Here is a 14,433-nt window from a genome sequence, read left to right on the forward strand (position 1 = left end):
GTAGCCATGTCGTTCTGTGAGCCAAGGAGTTGCCAGACATATTTGTCTTCCTAAGACCGCTTGGCCTCCGACTTCCGGCCGACAGCGATCACGCTTGGCGCCGACAAAGCCTACGACGTGGAAGACTTCGTCAACGAACTGCGCTCGATGAACGTGACGCCGCATGTGACACAGAACACCAGCGGCCGCCGCTCTACGATTGACGGGCGAACAACCCGGCACGGCGGCTATGCGGTCAGCCAGCGCATCCGCAAGCGGATCGAGGAGGCATTCGGCTGGATCAAGACGATCGCGGGGCAAGAGAAGACCCGCTTCCGTGGCCGTGATCGGGTCGCATGGGCCTTTACCTTCGCTGCCACCGCCTACAATCTGGTGCGGCTGCCCAAGCTGATCGCGGAGACCGGCTGATGGCCAAGGTGCCCGGTCTCGCCAAGGCCTTTGCAGGCCGCTGGCGCATCGTCGAGATGGACGTCTGGGATAGCGACTTCCTCGATCTTGTCGAGGAGGCGCATCTCACCTTCCAGGGCAAGTCCGATGGCGAAATCGCCTTTGGGGCTCTCAAGGGGTTCCTGGACGTGCGCTACGGCACCCGCGACGGATCGGCGTGCGCGGAGTTCTCATGGGAAGGGCACGATGAGAACGATCCGTCCTGCGGTCGCGGATGGGCTATGGTCGGCACTGCAGACAGGCTCGTCGGCCACTTCTACATCCACAACGGCGACGATTCAGCCTTCGTTTGCGAACGCGGCTGAGTTCTTCAACAGCCTGCTAGTTGTAAGCCTACGCGTCTAAAATCGCGCAACCGACAGCTTTATGGCTTGCCTATCGGTTGAGATAGTAGGCCGAAATATACTTCGTCAGCATGGCCATCGTCGCGTGTGGAACGCCGGTTGATCCCAAAGGTTCGAGCCGACTGCTGGCATTCCTGCAATTGTTCAAGACCAAATCAACGGCCCCCCTTGACCTCCATTGGCACGGCGGTTGCTACTACGCAGCAACAGCGGATCAGACTTGGATGAGTACCCCAATGGATGTCGCTCGTCTTTGATCGCTGGGAGTCATTTCGATGATAGGCAGGCTAGCTGCGACCCGCACCCTGCTCGCGACTTCCACGAATTACGACAAAGGCAGGCTTGGGATGAGGAAATCAGCGGCACGAACGCTTTACATCGCAGCCAAGCTGTGCGTTCTGGCCGCTGGGATTCTGGCATCGTCAACGGCAGGCGCCGATGATGATTTGATGAGTGCGGCGAGGCAGATTTTCAAGCCGATCCCCTCTATTGTTCCTGCGGTCAAGAACAACCCTATTACCCACGAAAAGGTTGCACTCGGCAAGATCCTGTTCTTCGATCCGAGGCTATCGGCGAGCGGGGTCATCAGCTGCAATACATGTCACAATCTTGGGACCGGCGGAGCAGATGCCGGCCCGAGGTCGCTTGGTCATCGCTGGCAGCTAGGTTCACGTCGAGCGCCAACGGTCTATAACGCGGTCTTCAATGTGGCACAGTTCTGGGACGGACGCGCGGCTGACCTCAAGGCACAAGCCGTAGGCCCTGTCCAGGCCAGTGCGGAAATGAATGCAACGCCTGCTCGCCTTCTTAATACGTTGAATTCAATGACTGATTATATTGTCATGTTCAGCAAGGCGTTCCCGAACGACGCGACGCCCATTACCTTTGACAATTTCGCCAAGGCCATCGAGGCATTCGAGGCGACCTTGATCACGCCCGCCGCTCCCTTCGATCAATACCTCGAGGGCGATGCGTATGCTCTCAGTACTCAGCAGAAAGCAGGATTAAAGCTGTTCATAGAAAAGGGATGCTCGTCATGCCACAATGGTATCAACGTCGGCGGCCAGGACTACTTCCCGTTCGGCGTGACGGAACGGCCAACCGCAAGCCTGCTGCCGAGGGACGACAAGGGCCGTTTCGCCGTCACCAAGGTCCCCAGCGACGAGTATGTTTTTCGCTCCGCGCCGTTGCGCAATGTCGCATTGCGTCCTCCCTACTTCCATTCGGGCCAAGTTTGGAGCCTCAAGCAAGCTGTTGGCGTGATGAGTGAAATACAACTCGGCGCGAAGCTCAACGATAGAGAAACAGACGACATCGTCGCGTTTCTAAATTCACTTACCGGGCAGTTGCCTAAGATCGATTATCCGATATTACCCGCGCGCACCGACACAACGCCAAAGCCCTCTATGGAACAATAGGGCAAATAGGCTGTCGGCTTACAGAGCCAGGCTCGTCAAACTTGCCAAGGGAGGAAGGTGCGGGCACCCAAGCTTCCCGCAGCGACGTCAAAGAGCACCGTGTCGAGCCGGAGCTCACAATCAAACGAATTCGGCGCTGAGTTCTTCCGGCTTGCCTGAGCGCCCCCGGCTTCTCGACTCTCATTTGGAGCGAGGACCGGGCGCGACGTCGCGGGGTTCGCAGCCGACCGCCGCGCGCAGCGTTCGCGCCCTGATTTGCGGCGAATTGATGAGGCCGTTGTAGGCATCAGCAGCTGCGTGCGCCGATCAGGATGGAGGTACGCATGACAGCATGTGCGAGAGACCTCGTAGTAGATCGCAACGAGCGTTTCTCAATTTCGAGAACGCGATCGTGGCGCCCCACGCATCGAGGCCTGGATCCTCGATGGATGGTCAGCCATCATGGCCTGATTTGCTCTTCGGCAGTTCAATCGAGCCCGTGTTCCAGTTTGGCGCTGTTTGCTCGAGAATGTTACGGACCAAGAACTCCAGGAGTTTGAGCTGGGCATAACTGCCCGGCGTTCCGTGGTCTGCGCCTGGCACATACAGCATGTCGAAGTATTTTCCCGCCTTGATAAGCCGATCGGCAAGCTGGAACGTGGCGGAAGGATCGACGTTGCGGTCCATTTCGCCGACTATGAGAAGCAATCTACCTTGCAGTTTGGCGGCATTGTCGATGGCGGAGGATTGCGAATATTCGATGCCGACGGGCCACCCCATCCACTGTTCGTTCCACCAGATCTTGTCCAGCCGGTTGTCGTAGCAGCCACTGTTCGCGACCGCGACCTTATAGAAATCGGGATGGAAAAGTAACGCGCTCACCGCGTTTTGCCCACCGGCGGAAGCGCCAAAAATGCCGACGTTGGATATATCATACCAGGAATACTTCGCACTCGCCGCCTTGTGCCATAGGATCCGGTCCGCAAAGCCAGCGTCCTTCAGATTTTTCCAGGCAACGTCGTGGAACGCGCGCGAGCGATGGTTGGTACCCATTCCATCAATCTGAACAACGATAAAGCCGAGTTGTGTGAGCGGCTCGATTGAAGCTGAGAAGGACTTGGGAACGAAGGAACCGGTGGGGCCTGCATAGATGTGCTCCACCACCGGATATCTCTTGCGCTGATCGAAATTGGTCGGCAAGTGAATAACGCCCCATATGTCCGTCTTGCCGTCGCGTCCCTTGGCGTTGAAGCTGAGCGGCGGCTGCCAGCCAGCGGCTATGAGCTCGGAGATCTCCGCGCTCTCAACCTGCATCAGTTCGGCATTATCACTGGCGCGATACAGCACCATGCGAGGCGGAACGCCGATGCGTGACCACAGGTCGACATAGTAGCGACCGCTAGGCGAGAACTCGATGTGATGATTGGCTGGCTCGGGCGTCAGCGGCGTGAGTCCTTTTCCATCAAAGCCAATGCGATAGGCATGGACGAAATAGGGATCCTCATCAGGGTTCATTCCGCTGGCGCCAAACCAAATCTCACGCTTCACTGGATCGACACAATACACCGCACGGACCACCCAATCTCCTTTGGTGATCTGGTTCTTGAGCTCGCCTGTTCGGCCGTCGAACAAATAGAGGTGCTCGTAACCATCGCGCTCCGAGGCCCAGATGATCTCCTTTCCATCATCGACGTCATAGCGAAACGTTTTTCCACTATTCAGCTGCTTCATCACCAATGGCTGGTAATCGACAAAGGTCTTGCTTGCCTCATCAATCAACGCGCGCGCTTGGCCCGTGGCGGCATCGACCGCCACCAGGCGATAGAGCTGGTGGCCACGCTGATTGTATTCGAAGGTGAAGCCCCGCCCGTCCTTCCACCACTGGATCGCCGAAAGGCCGTAAGGATTCTGGAACGCGGCATTATCGATTGTTACCGCGCGTCGGCTGCTGACTTCAAACAGCACGGGCTGGAGCAATGCCAAGGCATCACCCGGTTTTGGATACACCAAGGTGAAATGTCTGGGTTGACGCTCGTGCGCCGGCGACGATTCGAGGTAATGGACTTCCCGTTGGTGGGCTGGACGGATCCGGTAGACGGCGAGGTGCGTTGAGGCTGGAGACCATCTTAGTGTCGAGAGAGCATAATAGTCACTCTCAGCTCCGTCCCAGGTCAACTGGATGTCCTGCAAACCGTCTTGGCTACGCAGGAAGAGATTGTAGTTTCGAATGTAGGCCAGCCATGTGCCATCAGGTGATGCGCTTGTCTTGTTTGGATCGTTGTCTGCCGGCGGCGTGTCGTCATAGGGGCTCTGCTGATTGGCGCCCGAGTGCGTTGCATTGGCGGTGCAGGTATAGCTTGCAAGCTCGCAGCTCCAACGCGTATTCTCGAGGTCGAAGCTCATCCTGCCACCCTTGTCGGTCAGCTCGAAATGGTCGAAGGGAAGATCCTCGGGCTGATAGTTCTGGTGGCTCGCTCTGTTCAGCGCGGCCGCGAGTCTAGCTTGATCAAAAGCGGGCTCCTTTACGCCTTTCTCGGCATCAACCAGGATAAACTGGTGTCTGCCATGGGTCGTCCGCCGATAGACGAACGCCTCGCGCTCGCCCAGCCAAAACGGCACGTCTGGGACATTCACAATAAGCCGGCCATATCGGTCTGCGGTCGTCAGTGCACGCTCGTAATCCGACCGCGCGAGGGGCGCATTCCCGACATCCTCCGCCGCGTTCGCCTGCGCGGCTTTGCACTCCTGCTGAGCCAACAGCGCTAGCATCAAGGCAACCAATCTGTACATTATGATTCACCTCTCCTCCTAGTGCGTGGACCCCGATGCGAGGTCACTTCGCGATTGATGCGCGGCTTTTCGGTGCGGCTGGCCTTCCTGCACTTTAAGCGACATGCCCCTTCGGCTCAGCCTTGGCGGACTCGTACCTGACGAACATTCGGTTTGGCGGCTCGCCAGCAGCCGCAAGTGCCTCCAACAATCCTCACACAGCAACATGAGAAAACGCCGCGCGCCATTTACAACGAACGCTGCAGCGCCGACATTCTCGCATTACTTCAGTGCTGCTTATGCTGAGCAGAATCTATGCCAACTGATGTATATCGCTGCGGCTTCCTCCGCGCAGACTCGCTGATTGTTCCGAAACGAGGTGGGCGTTTGAGGCCGAGTACAACACGCATCTGCGCATGGTCACCTCTGGCGAATGACGTCGAGGAATGCCATTGCGTTCGGAGCTATTTGTCCCGCCTATTGGCAAACCGCTCGAATAAGTAGCCTCTGGAACTTCGGACAATGCGGGCCGTGCCGAGTTATAGATCGACGCTGGGTCAATCTGACGACAACTCACGCGATAAGCCGTGGAGACATTCGCGGCAATCCATCGCAGATCATCCTCGACACCTTGGCCGCCGACCGCCGGCGAAATGAACGCGCTGGGAGCTTATGGCATGTGGCGATATCGTAGGATATATCGCAGGCTTTCGATGCTGTTTCTGACGAACTAACGCGCGCACTTGGAACGGCCCGAAGCAAATCTGGCGCTTGTCGGCGTCAGGCGCGAGGATTTTTCTGAACGCCTCTAAGCCCGCGTCGCTGCTCGCGAGCCAGTCCGCCAGCGAGTACAGCGAGTTCAAAATGAATGTGCCGTACGACCTAACAACGCGACGCTCGCCGCTTCCTTCGCCACAAGCGCCGGTGTAGCCGCAATTCATTAGATACCCGAGCAGCTCTGCCTCGCCAGATCGCGTGCTCCGATCTCAACGGCTATCGAGGCTAGGCGGTTGGTGTGTCGCCGATCAGACGGATCACTTCACCTCCGTTGGCACTTCGTTGACCATCGCGGCAGCCCGCCGCAATTGGTGGGCTTCCAACGATCAACCCAGAGTCGGCATCAGTACAGACGACCGTAATGGGCGTCGTCGGGTCCGTCTCCAGGACTACGATTCGCAAACTCGATACGGTGACAGCGGAGCGCTAATGCGAAGTCGGGCGATAGTCATGGCTTCTTGCGTTCTCCTATGCGCCCGCTAGGACGCGAGAGCGGTCCAGGCAGCGAGCGCAAGCGATTGTTCGCAGACGAAACCACCTGCGTGCTGGTGATGAGATCAGGAGATCATTCGTGAGTTCGCGGGTGAGCGTCGTCTGAGGGTTGCAAGGGCGATCGCGCTAGGGGTGGACGAGGGCTGGATCGTGATGCTGGTGAGCTCAGGGTAAGGCGGATTTTCGAAATGTCTCCAAGATATCACTAAACTTCCTGCTAAATGGTTCAAATGCAGCCGATGAGCACCCCTTTGTCGGCGCAGATCAGACGGACGACAAATTGTAGCGACGCCTGCAACATCGTTCTCGACGCCAGAGCCGACGGCATCATCTTCAGGTATCTATCTCATGCGTCCTGCGTGGCCGATTGGCGACGCAAACGTCCGAAACCGGACGAGACGATGAGGCCATTCCACACGCTGGGTGGGACATATAAGAGTTTCACATGAGCCAAGCGGGCCGTGCGCCATTTTTTCGAACCGGCACGCAGATTGCTGGGTGAGCAGCAAGGAGCTACCGCGACGAAAGCAGTCGTGGCGATCCATCTTCAGGGCCCCAATAAGGTTTATCCGGTTGATCCTATTCGATCTGGCTTTGATGCTGCTTGCGCCTGACGTTGCGGAAGCCATGAATGAGGGCACCGGCGCACACTTCATATTGGTCACCAAAGCTCTGGCGACTTTCAAGCCGATTGCTGGCCCCGAGGCGGCATCAAGCTCTGGCGGTAGCCGACACCTCTACAGCCAAACGACGCAAGCCTTGCCAGTTCAGCCAGCGGACAATCGGCGTCCAGCCAAGCCGCCTGAGGATTCCGCGGTATTGGATTCCCGCCTTGCGTGTGTGATTGGTATGCGCGCCCGGCAGCGTTCGATTGCCACGATCCTCAATGGCACGGAGACGCACAAGATGCCGGCTGTCGTAACACCGTCGATCTGCAATGCTGCCCCCGCGCCTTTTGGCTTCCTCGGGGTGGAGACGCCGCGCTGGAGCCAAGCAGAATGGATTGTCGGCGGCATGGTGATCATCGCCTTTGCGGCCATTCTCCTCATGATTTGATGGAAAGATACAGCATAGGCGCGGGCAGGTGAGAGAAGCAAGGCCGGGTTATATCGAAGTCGCCTTCAACGGTGCTCCCGCAAGCATCCCGCTGGATGCGCAATTCATCGTACCGGCCAAAGGTGTCACGGCGATTTTCGGTCCTCCGGGGTGCGGCAAGACCACACTCGCGCGTTGCATCGCCGGCATCCAGCCTCTACCGAGTGGATTCTGCGGCGTTGATGGTGAAATTTGGCAGAACGAGACGACGTTTCGACCGCCTCATCTGCGCCCTGTCGCATATGTATTTCAGCGACCCATTCTTTTTTCTCATTTGTCTGTCAAGCGCACCCTTCTGTACAATGCATCGAAATCGAGGGCGACACTGATCGACTTTGATGGTGTGGTTAAGTTGCTCGACTTGGCGTCACTGCTTGACTGTTCTCCGTCACATCTTTCTGGCGCCGAGCGACAGCGACTTGCCCTAGGCAGCGCGCTACTAGCCCAACCGCGGCTACTTTTGCTGGACGACCCGCTCATTGTGCTCGACCGTGCCGCCAAGCGGGAGATTCTGCCATTTATCGAGCGCATGCGTGAAGAGCTCAGGTTGCCGATGATCTATATCTGCCATGACATGGCTGACATCGAGCGCTTCGCCGATCATCTCGTCATGATGAAAGATGGCATGGTGACTGCGGCCGGACCGCTTCAAGTCGTTCAGAGTGGCCCAGTGCTTGCCGCGCGTGGCGAAGCGGCGGTTTGCGTTGATACTGTGGTCGGCGGCTACGACGGGCGCTATGGACTCATCATCGTCCGCCTCAGAGGCGCGCGTCTGCTAATACCTGGGCCGCCGCTCAGACCTGGTGCGCAGCTACGGCTGCGCATCGCAGCTGCCGATGTCAGCATCGTGCGCGAGGTTCCACGCGCGAGCTCGTTCCTGAATGTCTTTCCGGCACGCATCAAAGCCTCCCTTCCGTTCGACGAATCGGAGATCACGTTGGTTCTAGCGCTCGAAACTGGCCGTTCGGGCGTGCCGCTTTTGGCCCGCATCACACGCCGCTCCTTTGATGCGCTAGGGCTCAGCAACGGAATGGACGTATTCGCCGAGGTCGCGCGAGCCCTGCCGGTCTCAACTCCCGAGCGGTTGCTCATAACGCCTGCGACACCACTTGGAGATGCTCTACAGCAGAGCGCCGACACCCGAAATGAACAGAAATCGGATCACGGCCATGATCGACAACTTTGACAACATCGATCCGACAGCTTTGGCGGCGATTGTCTACCAGCCAGAGGACGACGCCGATAGGCTGCTTGCCAATTTCGTCCAGGATCTCGCGCAGCATAACGTACGCGTCGGCGGCATCGTCCAGCGACACTTTAGAAATGCAAACGGTACGCACGTTATGTTCGCCGTCGACGTTGCGACAGGGCGAGAGATCTCGATTTCCCAGCTACTCGGCAGCGGGGCAGCGTCCTGTACGCTCGATACAAACGGACTAGCTGAGGCCGCAGTTGTCGTTTCCCAAGCGCTTCGCGACAAAGTCGATCTCCTCGTGATCAGCAAATTCGCCAAACAAGAAGCGGTTGGCCGCGGCCTGCGAGCTGAATTTGTTGACGCGATCACTCGGGGTGTGCCGCTCCTGACAGCTGTTCCAAGAAATTCCCTTGTCGATTGGAGCGCTTTTACGGGTGATGTTGGCATGCTGCTCCCTTGCGATCGTCAAGCCGTAGAGGAATGGTGGCGCGACGTCGCCACGCGCCCGGCGCGACGCCGCGCTTTCAATCCCAGCTGGAGCTATTTGGGGACTATGATACCGGACAGCTTGATGACGGTTGCGAGAATAATGCCAAGATCGGCTCCGGAATCGCCGGTTGCGCTCCTTCACGGCTTACAAAAACAACCCTAGCTTCGCAGCCGTTTCACACCGTGAGATATCCGGATGCTGTGCCGCCAGCGCCGAGGATCCATTCCCGGTCGGCAAGTAGCGTTTCGACCAGCGGTTCAATCGCTGGTCGAGGAATCTGGCTGCGACTTTTTAACTGCGGTACCCCACTCGTGATATACGCACGCGCTCACCGACGGTTCCAAGCGATCGAGCATCGCGTTTCCACGCGGCGCAATGGAGGCGGATGTGAGAGCCATCGGACCTCACGATCAGATGCCTGCGCCCGGGCCGCTGGTTAGCTTCGTTGCGACAATCCGATCTTGAGAACGGATGGCATATAGCTTGCTTCACCAGTGATGGCACAAACGCAAAGCAAACTTGTGAGGTCAGCATGCTCGGAATTGGAAGTCAGTTGCCGCCGTTCGAAATCACTGGCGTGAAGCCCGGCTTTCAGGCGCATGAAGAAGAAGGACACAGCGCGTTCGAGACGCTGACCGAAACGAGCTTCCCCGAAAAATGGAAGATCATCTTTTTCTATCCCAAAGATTTCACGTTCGTCTGTCCGACCGAGATCGCCGAGTTCGGCCGGCTATCCAAGGAATTCGCCGATCGCGATGCTGTCGTAATGGGTGGTTCGACTGACAATGAGTTCTGCAAGCTTGCCTGGCGGCGCTCGCATGCAGACCTGCACAATTTACCGATTTGGCAGTTTGCCGACACAAAAGGGACCTTAGTCGATGGCCTTGGCGTGCGTTCGCCCGAGGGCGTCGCCTATCGCTACACCTTTATCGTCGATCCCGAGAACACAATCCAACACATCTATGCGACCAATCTCAATGTCGGGCGTAGCCCCAAGGACACGCTCCGCGTTCTGGACGCGCTACAAACCGACGAACTTTGTCCCTGTAACCGCGAAGTCGGCGGCGAAACACTGAAGGTTGCGTGAGGCGGCATGTCGTCGATTGAGCAGTTGAATGAGACGATTCCCAATTTCGCCAAGGACGTCAGGCTTAACCTTGCGTCATTGCTGGCCGATGATACGCTGTCGCCGCAGCGACAATACGGCCTGCTGCTGGCGAGCGCCATTGCCACTCGCAATGCAGCCCTGATTACCGCGATTGAAGCGGCAGCCACCGCCGTGATGACGCCTGCGGCGATCGCCGCAGCGAAATCTGCAGCCTCTGTGATGGCGATGAACAACGTCTACTACCGATTCGTTCATCTCGTATCCAATCCGGAATACAAGACCATGCCGCCACGGCTGCGCATGAACGTGATCGGCAATCCCGGCGTGGATAAGTCCGATTTCGAGCTGTGGTCGCTAGCAGTCTCGGCCATAAACGGCTGCGGTGCCTGTGTCGACGCTCACGAGAAGACGCTGCGGGCTGAGGGCGTCAGTTCCGGAGTGATCCAGACTGCCGTGCGCTTTGCTGCGATTGTGCAATCAGTGGCGGTTGCGATCGAGGCCGCCGGCCCGGCTCCTTCCACGGCGATGGGCTGAATATCCTTTGCGCCGTCGAATCGACTCCGTTTGTGGCACCACTCAATGGTGCCACAACCAGTCCTTCGCCGGTCCAGAGCGGGTGTAATATCCTCAAGCTGTGCCTCGCCGGGCGTCCCCCACGGCTGCGCGCCTCGTTCGAATCCACCTGCAGTGCAGATGAGCCAGAATGCCCGCAAAGGCGGTGAAATCCCCCGTCTCATGGCGATCACATCGCGGCCCTTTGTTGCACTTCACCCAAACTTGAACAGCACGCCGTAACCGCCGCGCGGATAACTCCACTTGATGTCACCGGTGGGTTCGGCGATCACACGGCAGGTGCCGCACTCAATGCAGCCGTCGACGGTTATCTCAACTTGGCCGTTGTCGTTGAGTTCGTAGCATCGCGCGGGACAGGCGCTCAAAAGCGCAAGTAGCTGTGGCGACGGCGTCGTGTGCGCGCGCACCGTGACGTGAGGGCGACCGACGTCGACAAGATAGCGGTTGTAGTACAGCTTGTCTTCGACGCGTACTGTAGGCTCGACATTCATGCTTTGATCTTCCATTGCTGGACTTCACACTGTTGCCGGTCAGCGCCAGGCCCGGGTAAAACGACACGCATCGCCGAACAGACCTGTCCATGACCGCGCCTTGACGAAGGATTTCAAGGTCGCCTTCTCCTTCTCAACCTTCGGCGTGCCATCGACACGTACAAAGTTCTGCAGCGCCTTGGAAATAAGCTGCGGATAGGTAAGGAAGAAGTTTTGCGAATGGGTGTGCATCAGCATCGGCATATCCTTGTACTTCTTTAGATCTTTGATGACAAAGGACTCGTCGAGCATCTTCTTGTAGAGCGACAGATTTGTCGCGGTCATCGGCTCGCGGCGCGATTTTACCTGGGCGATCGCTTCGGCCGCGATGCGGCCTGAAGTCATCGCAAGATTGGAACCTTCGCGATGAATGGCATTGTTGAGCTGCGCCGCGTCCCCGACCACCACCCAGCCCTCGCCGTAGAGCTGCGGGATTGCCTTGTAGCCGCCTTCAGGAATGAGATGCGCCGCGTATTCCTTGACTTCGGAACCTGCGATGAGCGGCGCCACGGACGGATGCTGCTTGAAATGATCGAGCATGCCGTAGGGCGTCTGGGCGGTGCGCTGGAAATCAGCGACGAGACAGCCGATGCCGAGCGAAATGCACTCCTTGTTGGCATAGATGAAACCCATTCCGGTCATGCCGCGAGAAATGGTACCGGCCGCCTCGATCACAACGCCTTCGTCGCCCTTGAGATTGAAACGGGCCTCGATAGTCTCGCGAGGCAAAAAGTGCATTTCCTTCACCGCGAGTGCCACATTATCGGGTTTCGGCCGCGACCGCAGGCCCGCGCGCGTCCCGAGCAGGCCATTGACACCCTCGGCCAGCACGACGACGTCGGCGTGTATTTCGCCGTCGCGGCGATCAGTACGAACCCCGACGATCCTCTCGCGGTCGTCCCGTACGAGCTCGGTGACTGTCGTCTCGCACAGCACGGTCGCGCCGGCCTCCCGCACCTTCGAGGAGAACCATTTGTCAAACTGCGCGCGTATGATCGTGTATCTGTTCGGCCGCTCCTCGTTGAAGTCATCCGAGCGGTAGTGCATGCCAACATGCGAGCGATCGTCCATCATCCAGAACCGCTGTTCGACCAGATGGCGCTCGAGCGGCGCCTCCTGGCGAAACTCGGGAATCAGCTTTTCCATCATGTCGGCATAGAGAATTGCGCCCTGCACATTCTTCGATCCCGGATATTCGCCTCGCTCGAGCTGCAGCACCTTCATGCCGCGCTTGGCCATGGTCAACGCCGCTGCGTTTCCAGCCATACCGGCTCCGACCACGATCGCATCAAACCTCTCTTCGATCATCACGGCATCTCCTCTAGACCGCGAGCCGGGCGCGCGAATCCGGCAAAAGCCTGGCGCGAAATGCGGCCGTCAGCGACGGGAGCAACTGCATGGCGTCGCTGATGATCGCGACATGGGCGAAGTCGAAGATCGGCGCGTTTTTGTCGGTATTGATGGCGACGATCAGGTCCGCCCCCTCCACGCCGACCCTGTGCTGGATCGCGCCGGAAATGCCGGCCGCAATATAGAGCTTTGGCCGAATGGTCTTGCCGGTCTGGCCGATCTGCCGGTCAGACGTCACCCATCCCTTCTGCACCAGAGGACGCGAGCAGCCATACTCGGCGCCAAGCAGAGTTGCTAGCTCGCGCACCAGCCGAAAATTCTCGAGCGATCCCAGTCCTAGGCCGCCGGCGACGACAACATCGGCATAGGTTAGATTTGACGTTTCGGAATCCCGGTCGGGAATGAACGTCAGCACCTTCGTGACGATATCGTCTTCAACAAGGCCAAGCGGATGGATGATGATACGAGCGGCATCGCGTACGACGCGCTCCGGCATCGGCATGACGCGCGGGCGGACGGTTGCCATCTGTGGACGATAGTTCAAGGTATAAATCGTGCACAGCAGCGAGCCGCCAAAGGTCGGACGCGTCGCCGCAAGCGAACCGTCGGCGTCGACGTCGAGCGCAGTACAGTCGGCTGTGAGTCCCGTCGACAAGGTGGTCGCCACCGAACCTGCAAGATCGCGACCGAGTGTCGTCGCGCCTAACAACAGGATCTCAGGCTTGTAGGTGTTGACGAGTTCGGTTAGCGCTTTAGTGTATGATTCGTTGCGGTAATCCGACAATACATTGTCGCTCACGAGATAGGCCAGATCGGCGCCATAGCAAAATGACTCCAGCGCGGCGTTGCGCGTCGGCTGCCCCTCCGGACCGATAACGACCGCGGCGAGATTCACCTTCAGCCTGTCGGCAAGCCTGCGCCCCGCTCCCATGAGCTCCCAGGAAACCGGATGCACCTGGCCACGCTCCTGCTCGACAAAAACCCAGACATGCTTGTAGGCCTTGAAGTGCTCCGGAAGTTCCTTTTTGGCCGCCGCGCGGCCGGCCGCCGGCGCGGCCGTTTTGGTGACATTGCTCATGCTTTAAATTCCCCTCAAAATGCGCGCGCCCGCGCCACAGGATTGGTTTCTACTTCGGCTGGCTGGAGATCACTTTTGATCAGCAGATGGCTTGCTGCTCGTTGTTTCCGCTTGCTCGGCGCGGCCCGACCGCGCAACGAGAGGCGTCGCACGGGGTGAACGTACCTGGCTGGCCAAGTTCCGAGATGGCCCCAAGACAGGTTCATTGCGCGCTCTATTCGACAAGCGCCAGCAAGGCGGCCTGGCCACTGCGGTCACTCTAATTGACTCTCTCCATGGCTGATTACGCCGGTCCGCTTGCTGCGCAATAGCTGCACCTTGCTTTCGGCCTAGCGCTCCGCATCGGCCGTGACGACTCGGTCGATGCCACCGCACTTTCATGCGATGAGTGCTCGGCCGCCAGCGCCGCCGACTCGCAGGGGAGGTTTGGCTCTTTTCCTGGCGCATGTTGCTATCGGCTCTGAGGTAGCTGTGGATCTGCGCGCAAGTGGGCACCCGCCTGATTTGGACGATGATATGCATACGTTTCCGAGGTGTGGCGCTGACGGGCGAGTTACCCATTGCCTCCCATCGCGGGCTCGATGGCAGTTTCAATTGCGTCAAAAGCCATTTGGGGTGCCACTGCGCGAGCGTGAACCACGAGATGATGCCGCACAACTCGGCCGGCAGTAGACGTAGCGTGAAAGGTCTTCCTTCAAATCTCATCTCGAACGGCTACCATTTGTCTGCATCGATGACCGGATCGACCCGACAACAGCAAGTGTCGTACCAGTTGCAAAACTCGGGGA

11 protein-coding genes and 1 pseudogene are annotated in these 14,433 nt (G+C 58.4%); 8 read left to right on the forward strand and 4 right to left on the reverse strand.

From position 1 onward, the window contains the following. Positions 1 to 75 precede the first annotated feature (75 nt). The 3 genes and pseudogenes from QJT82_RS33805 to QJT82_RS33815 all read left to right on the forward strand — a co-directional run. Positions 76 to 408, forward strand: a pseudogene (locus tag QJT82_RS33805) (transposase); the annotation flags it as partial. Continuing rightward, entirely contained in the window at positions 408 to 752 is a 345-nt protein-coding gene (locus tag QJT82_RS33810) for a hypothetical protein (RefSeq protein WP_016848197.1), read from the forward strand. The pseudogene QJT82_RS33805 and the gene QJT82_RS33810, both read left to right, overlap by 1 nt. A gap of 314 nt (positions 753 to 1,066) precedes the next feature. After that, a complete protein-coding gene (locus tag QJT82_RS33815; protein WP_016848196.1) occupies positions 1,067 to 2,209 on the forward strand; it encodes a cytochrome-c peroxidase in 1,143 nt (380 codons plus the stop codon). Positions 2,210 to 2,641: 432 nt separating this feature from the next. On the opposite strand, the gene QJT82_RS33820 is transcribed toward QJT82_RS33815, so the two are convergent. Further along, positions 2,642 to 4,978, reverse strand: a complete 2,337-nt coding sequence (locus tag QJT82_RS33820) for a S9 family peptidase (RefSeq protein WP_038386971.1) — start codon at positions 4,976 to 4,978, stop codon at positions 2,642 to 2,644. A 1,821-nt stretch (positions 4,979 to 6,799) separates the two neighbouring features. On the opposite strand from QJT82_RS33820, the gene QJT82_RS33825 reads away from it, so the two are divergent. The 5 genes from QJT82_RS33825 to QJT82_RS33845 all read left to right on the forward strand — a co-directional run bounded on the left by QJT82_RS33825 (position 6,800) and on the right by QJT82_RS33845 (position 10,648). After that, positions 6,800 to 7,282, forward strand: a complete 483-nt coding sequence (locus tag QJT82_RS33825) for a hypothetical protein (protein ID WP_244435924.1) — start codon at positions 6,800 to 6,802, stop codon at positions 7,280 to 7,282. 28 nt (positions 7,283 to 7,310) lie between these two features. Next, positions 7,311 to 8,507, forward strand: coding sequence for a molybdenum ABC transporter ATP-binding protein (gene modC / locus QJT82_RS33830; RefSeq protein ID WP_080583487.1), 1,197 nt, complete (start codon positions 7,311 to 7,313; stop codon positions 8,505 to 8,507). Continuing rightward, complete coding sequence (locus QJT82_RS33835) at positions 8,491 to 9,168, forward strand: DUF2478 domain-containing protein (RefSeq protein ID WP_063607112.1); 678 nt, start codon at positions 8,491 to 8,493, stop codon at positions 9,166 to 9,168. The genes modC and QJT82_RS33835 overlap by 17 nt, the downstream gene beginning before the upstream one ends. Positions 9,169 to 9,538: 370 nt before the next feature. Beyond that, entirely contained in the window at positions 9,539 to 10,093 is a 555-nt protein-coding gene (locus QJT82_RS33840) for a peroxiredoxin (protein ID WP_026192308.1), read from the forward strand. 6 nt (positions 10,094 to 10,099) lie between these two features. After that, on the forward strand, positions 10,100 to 10,648 hold the full coding sequence (locus QJT82_RS33845) for a carboxymuconolactone decarboxylase family protein (RefSeq protein ID WP_016848189.1): 549 nt from the start codon (positions 10,100 to 10,102) through the stop codon (positions 10,646 to 10,648). Positions 10,649 to 10,881: 233 nt separating this feature from the next. Here QJT82_RS33845 and QJT82_RS33850 read toward each other — a convergent pair whose 3' ends face one another. From QJT82_RS33850 to QJT82_RS33860, 3 genes are read right to left on the reverse strand one after another with little or no spacing between them, the layout of a single operon-like run. After that, positions 10,882 to 11,178, reverse strand: a complete 297-nt coding sequence (locus tag QJT82_RS33850) for a ferredoxin family protein (RefSeq protein WP_016848188.1) — start codon at positions 11,176 to 11,178, stop codon at positions 10,882 to 10,884. 39 nt (positions 11,179 to 11,217) lie between these two features. Continuing rightward, a complete protein-coding gene (locus QJT82_RS33855; protein ID WP_028343133.1) occupies positions 11,218 to 12,525 on the reverse strand; it encodes an FAD-dependent oxidoreductase in 1,308 nt (435 codons plus the stop codon). A gap of 13 nt (positions 12,526 to 12,538) precedes the next feature. Then, positions 12,539 to 13,645, reverse strand: a complete 1,107-nt coding sequence (locus QJT82_RS33860; RefSeq protein ID WP_028343132.1) for an electron transfer flavoprotein subunit alpha/FixB family protein — start codon at positions 13,643 to 13,645, stop codon at positions 12,539 to 12,541. Between the last annotated feature and the right edge of the window lie 788 nt (positions 13,646 to 14,433).

Source organism: Bradyrhizobium sp. Mp19 (assembly GCF_029952935.1).
In the GTDB taxonomy this organism is placed as follows: domain Bacteria; phylum Pseudomonadota; class Alphaproteobacteria; order Rhizobiales; family Xanthobacteraceae; genus Bradyrhizobium; species Bradyrhizobium elkanii.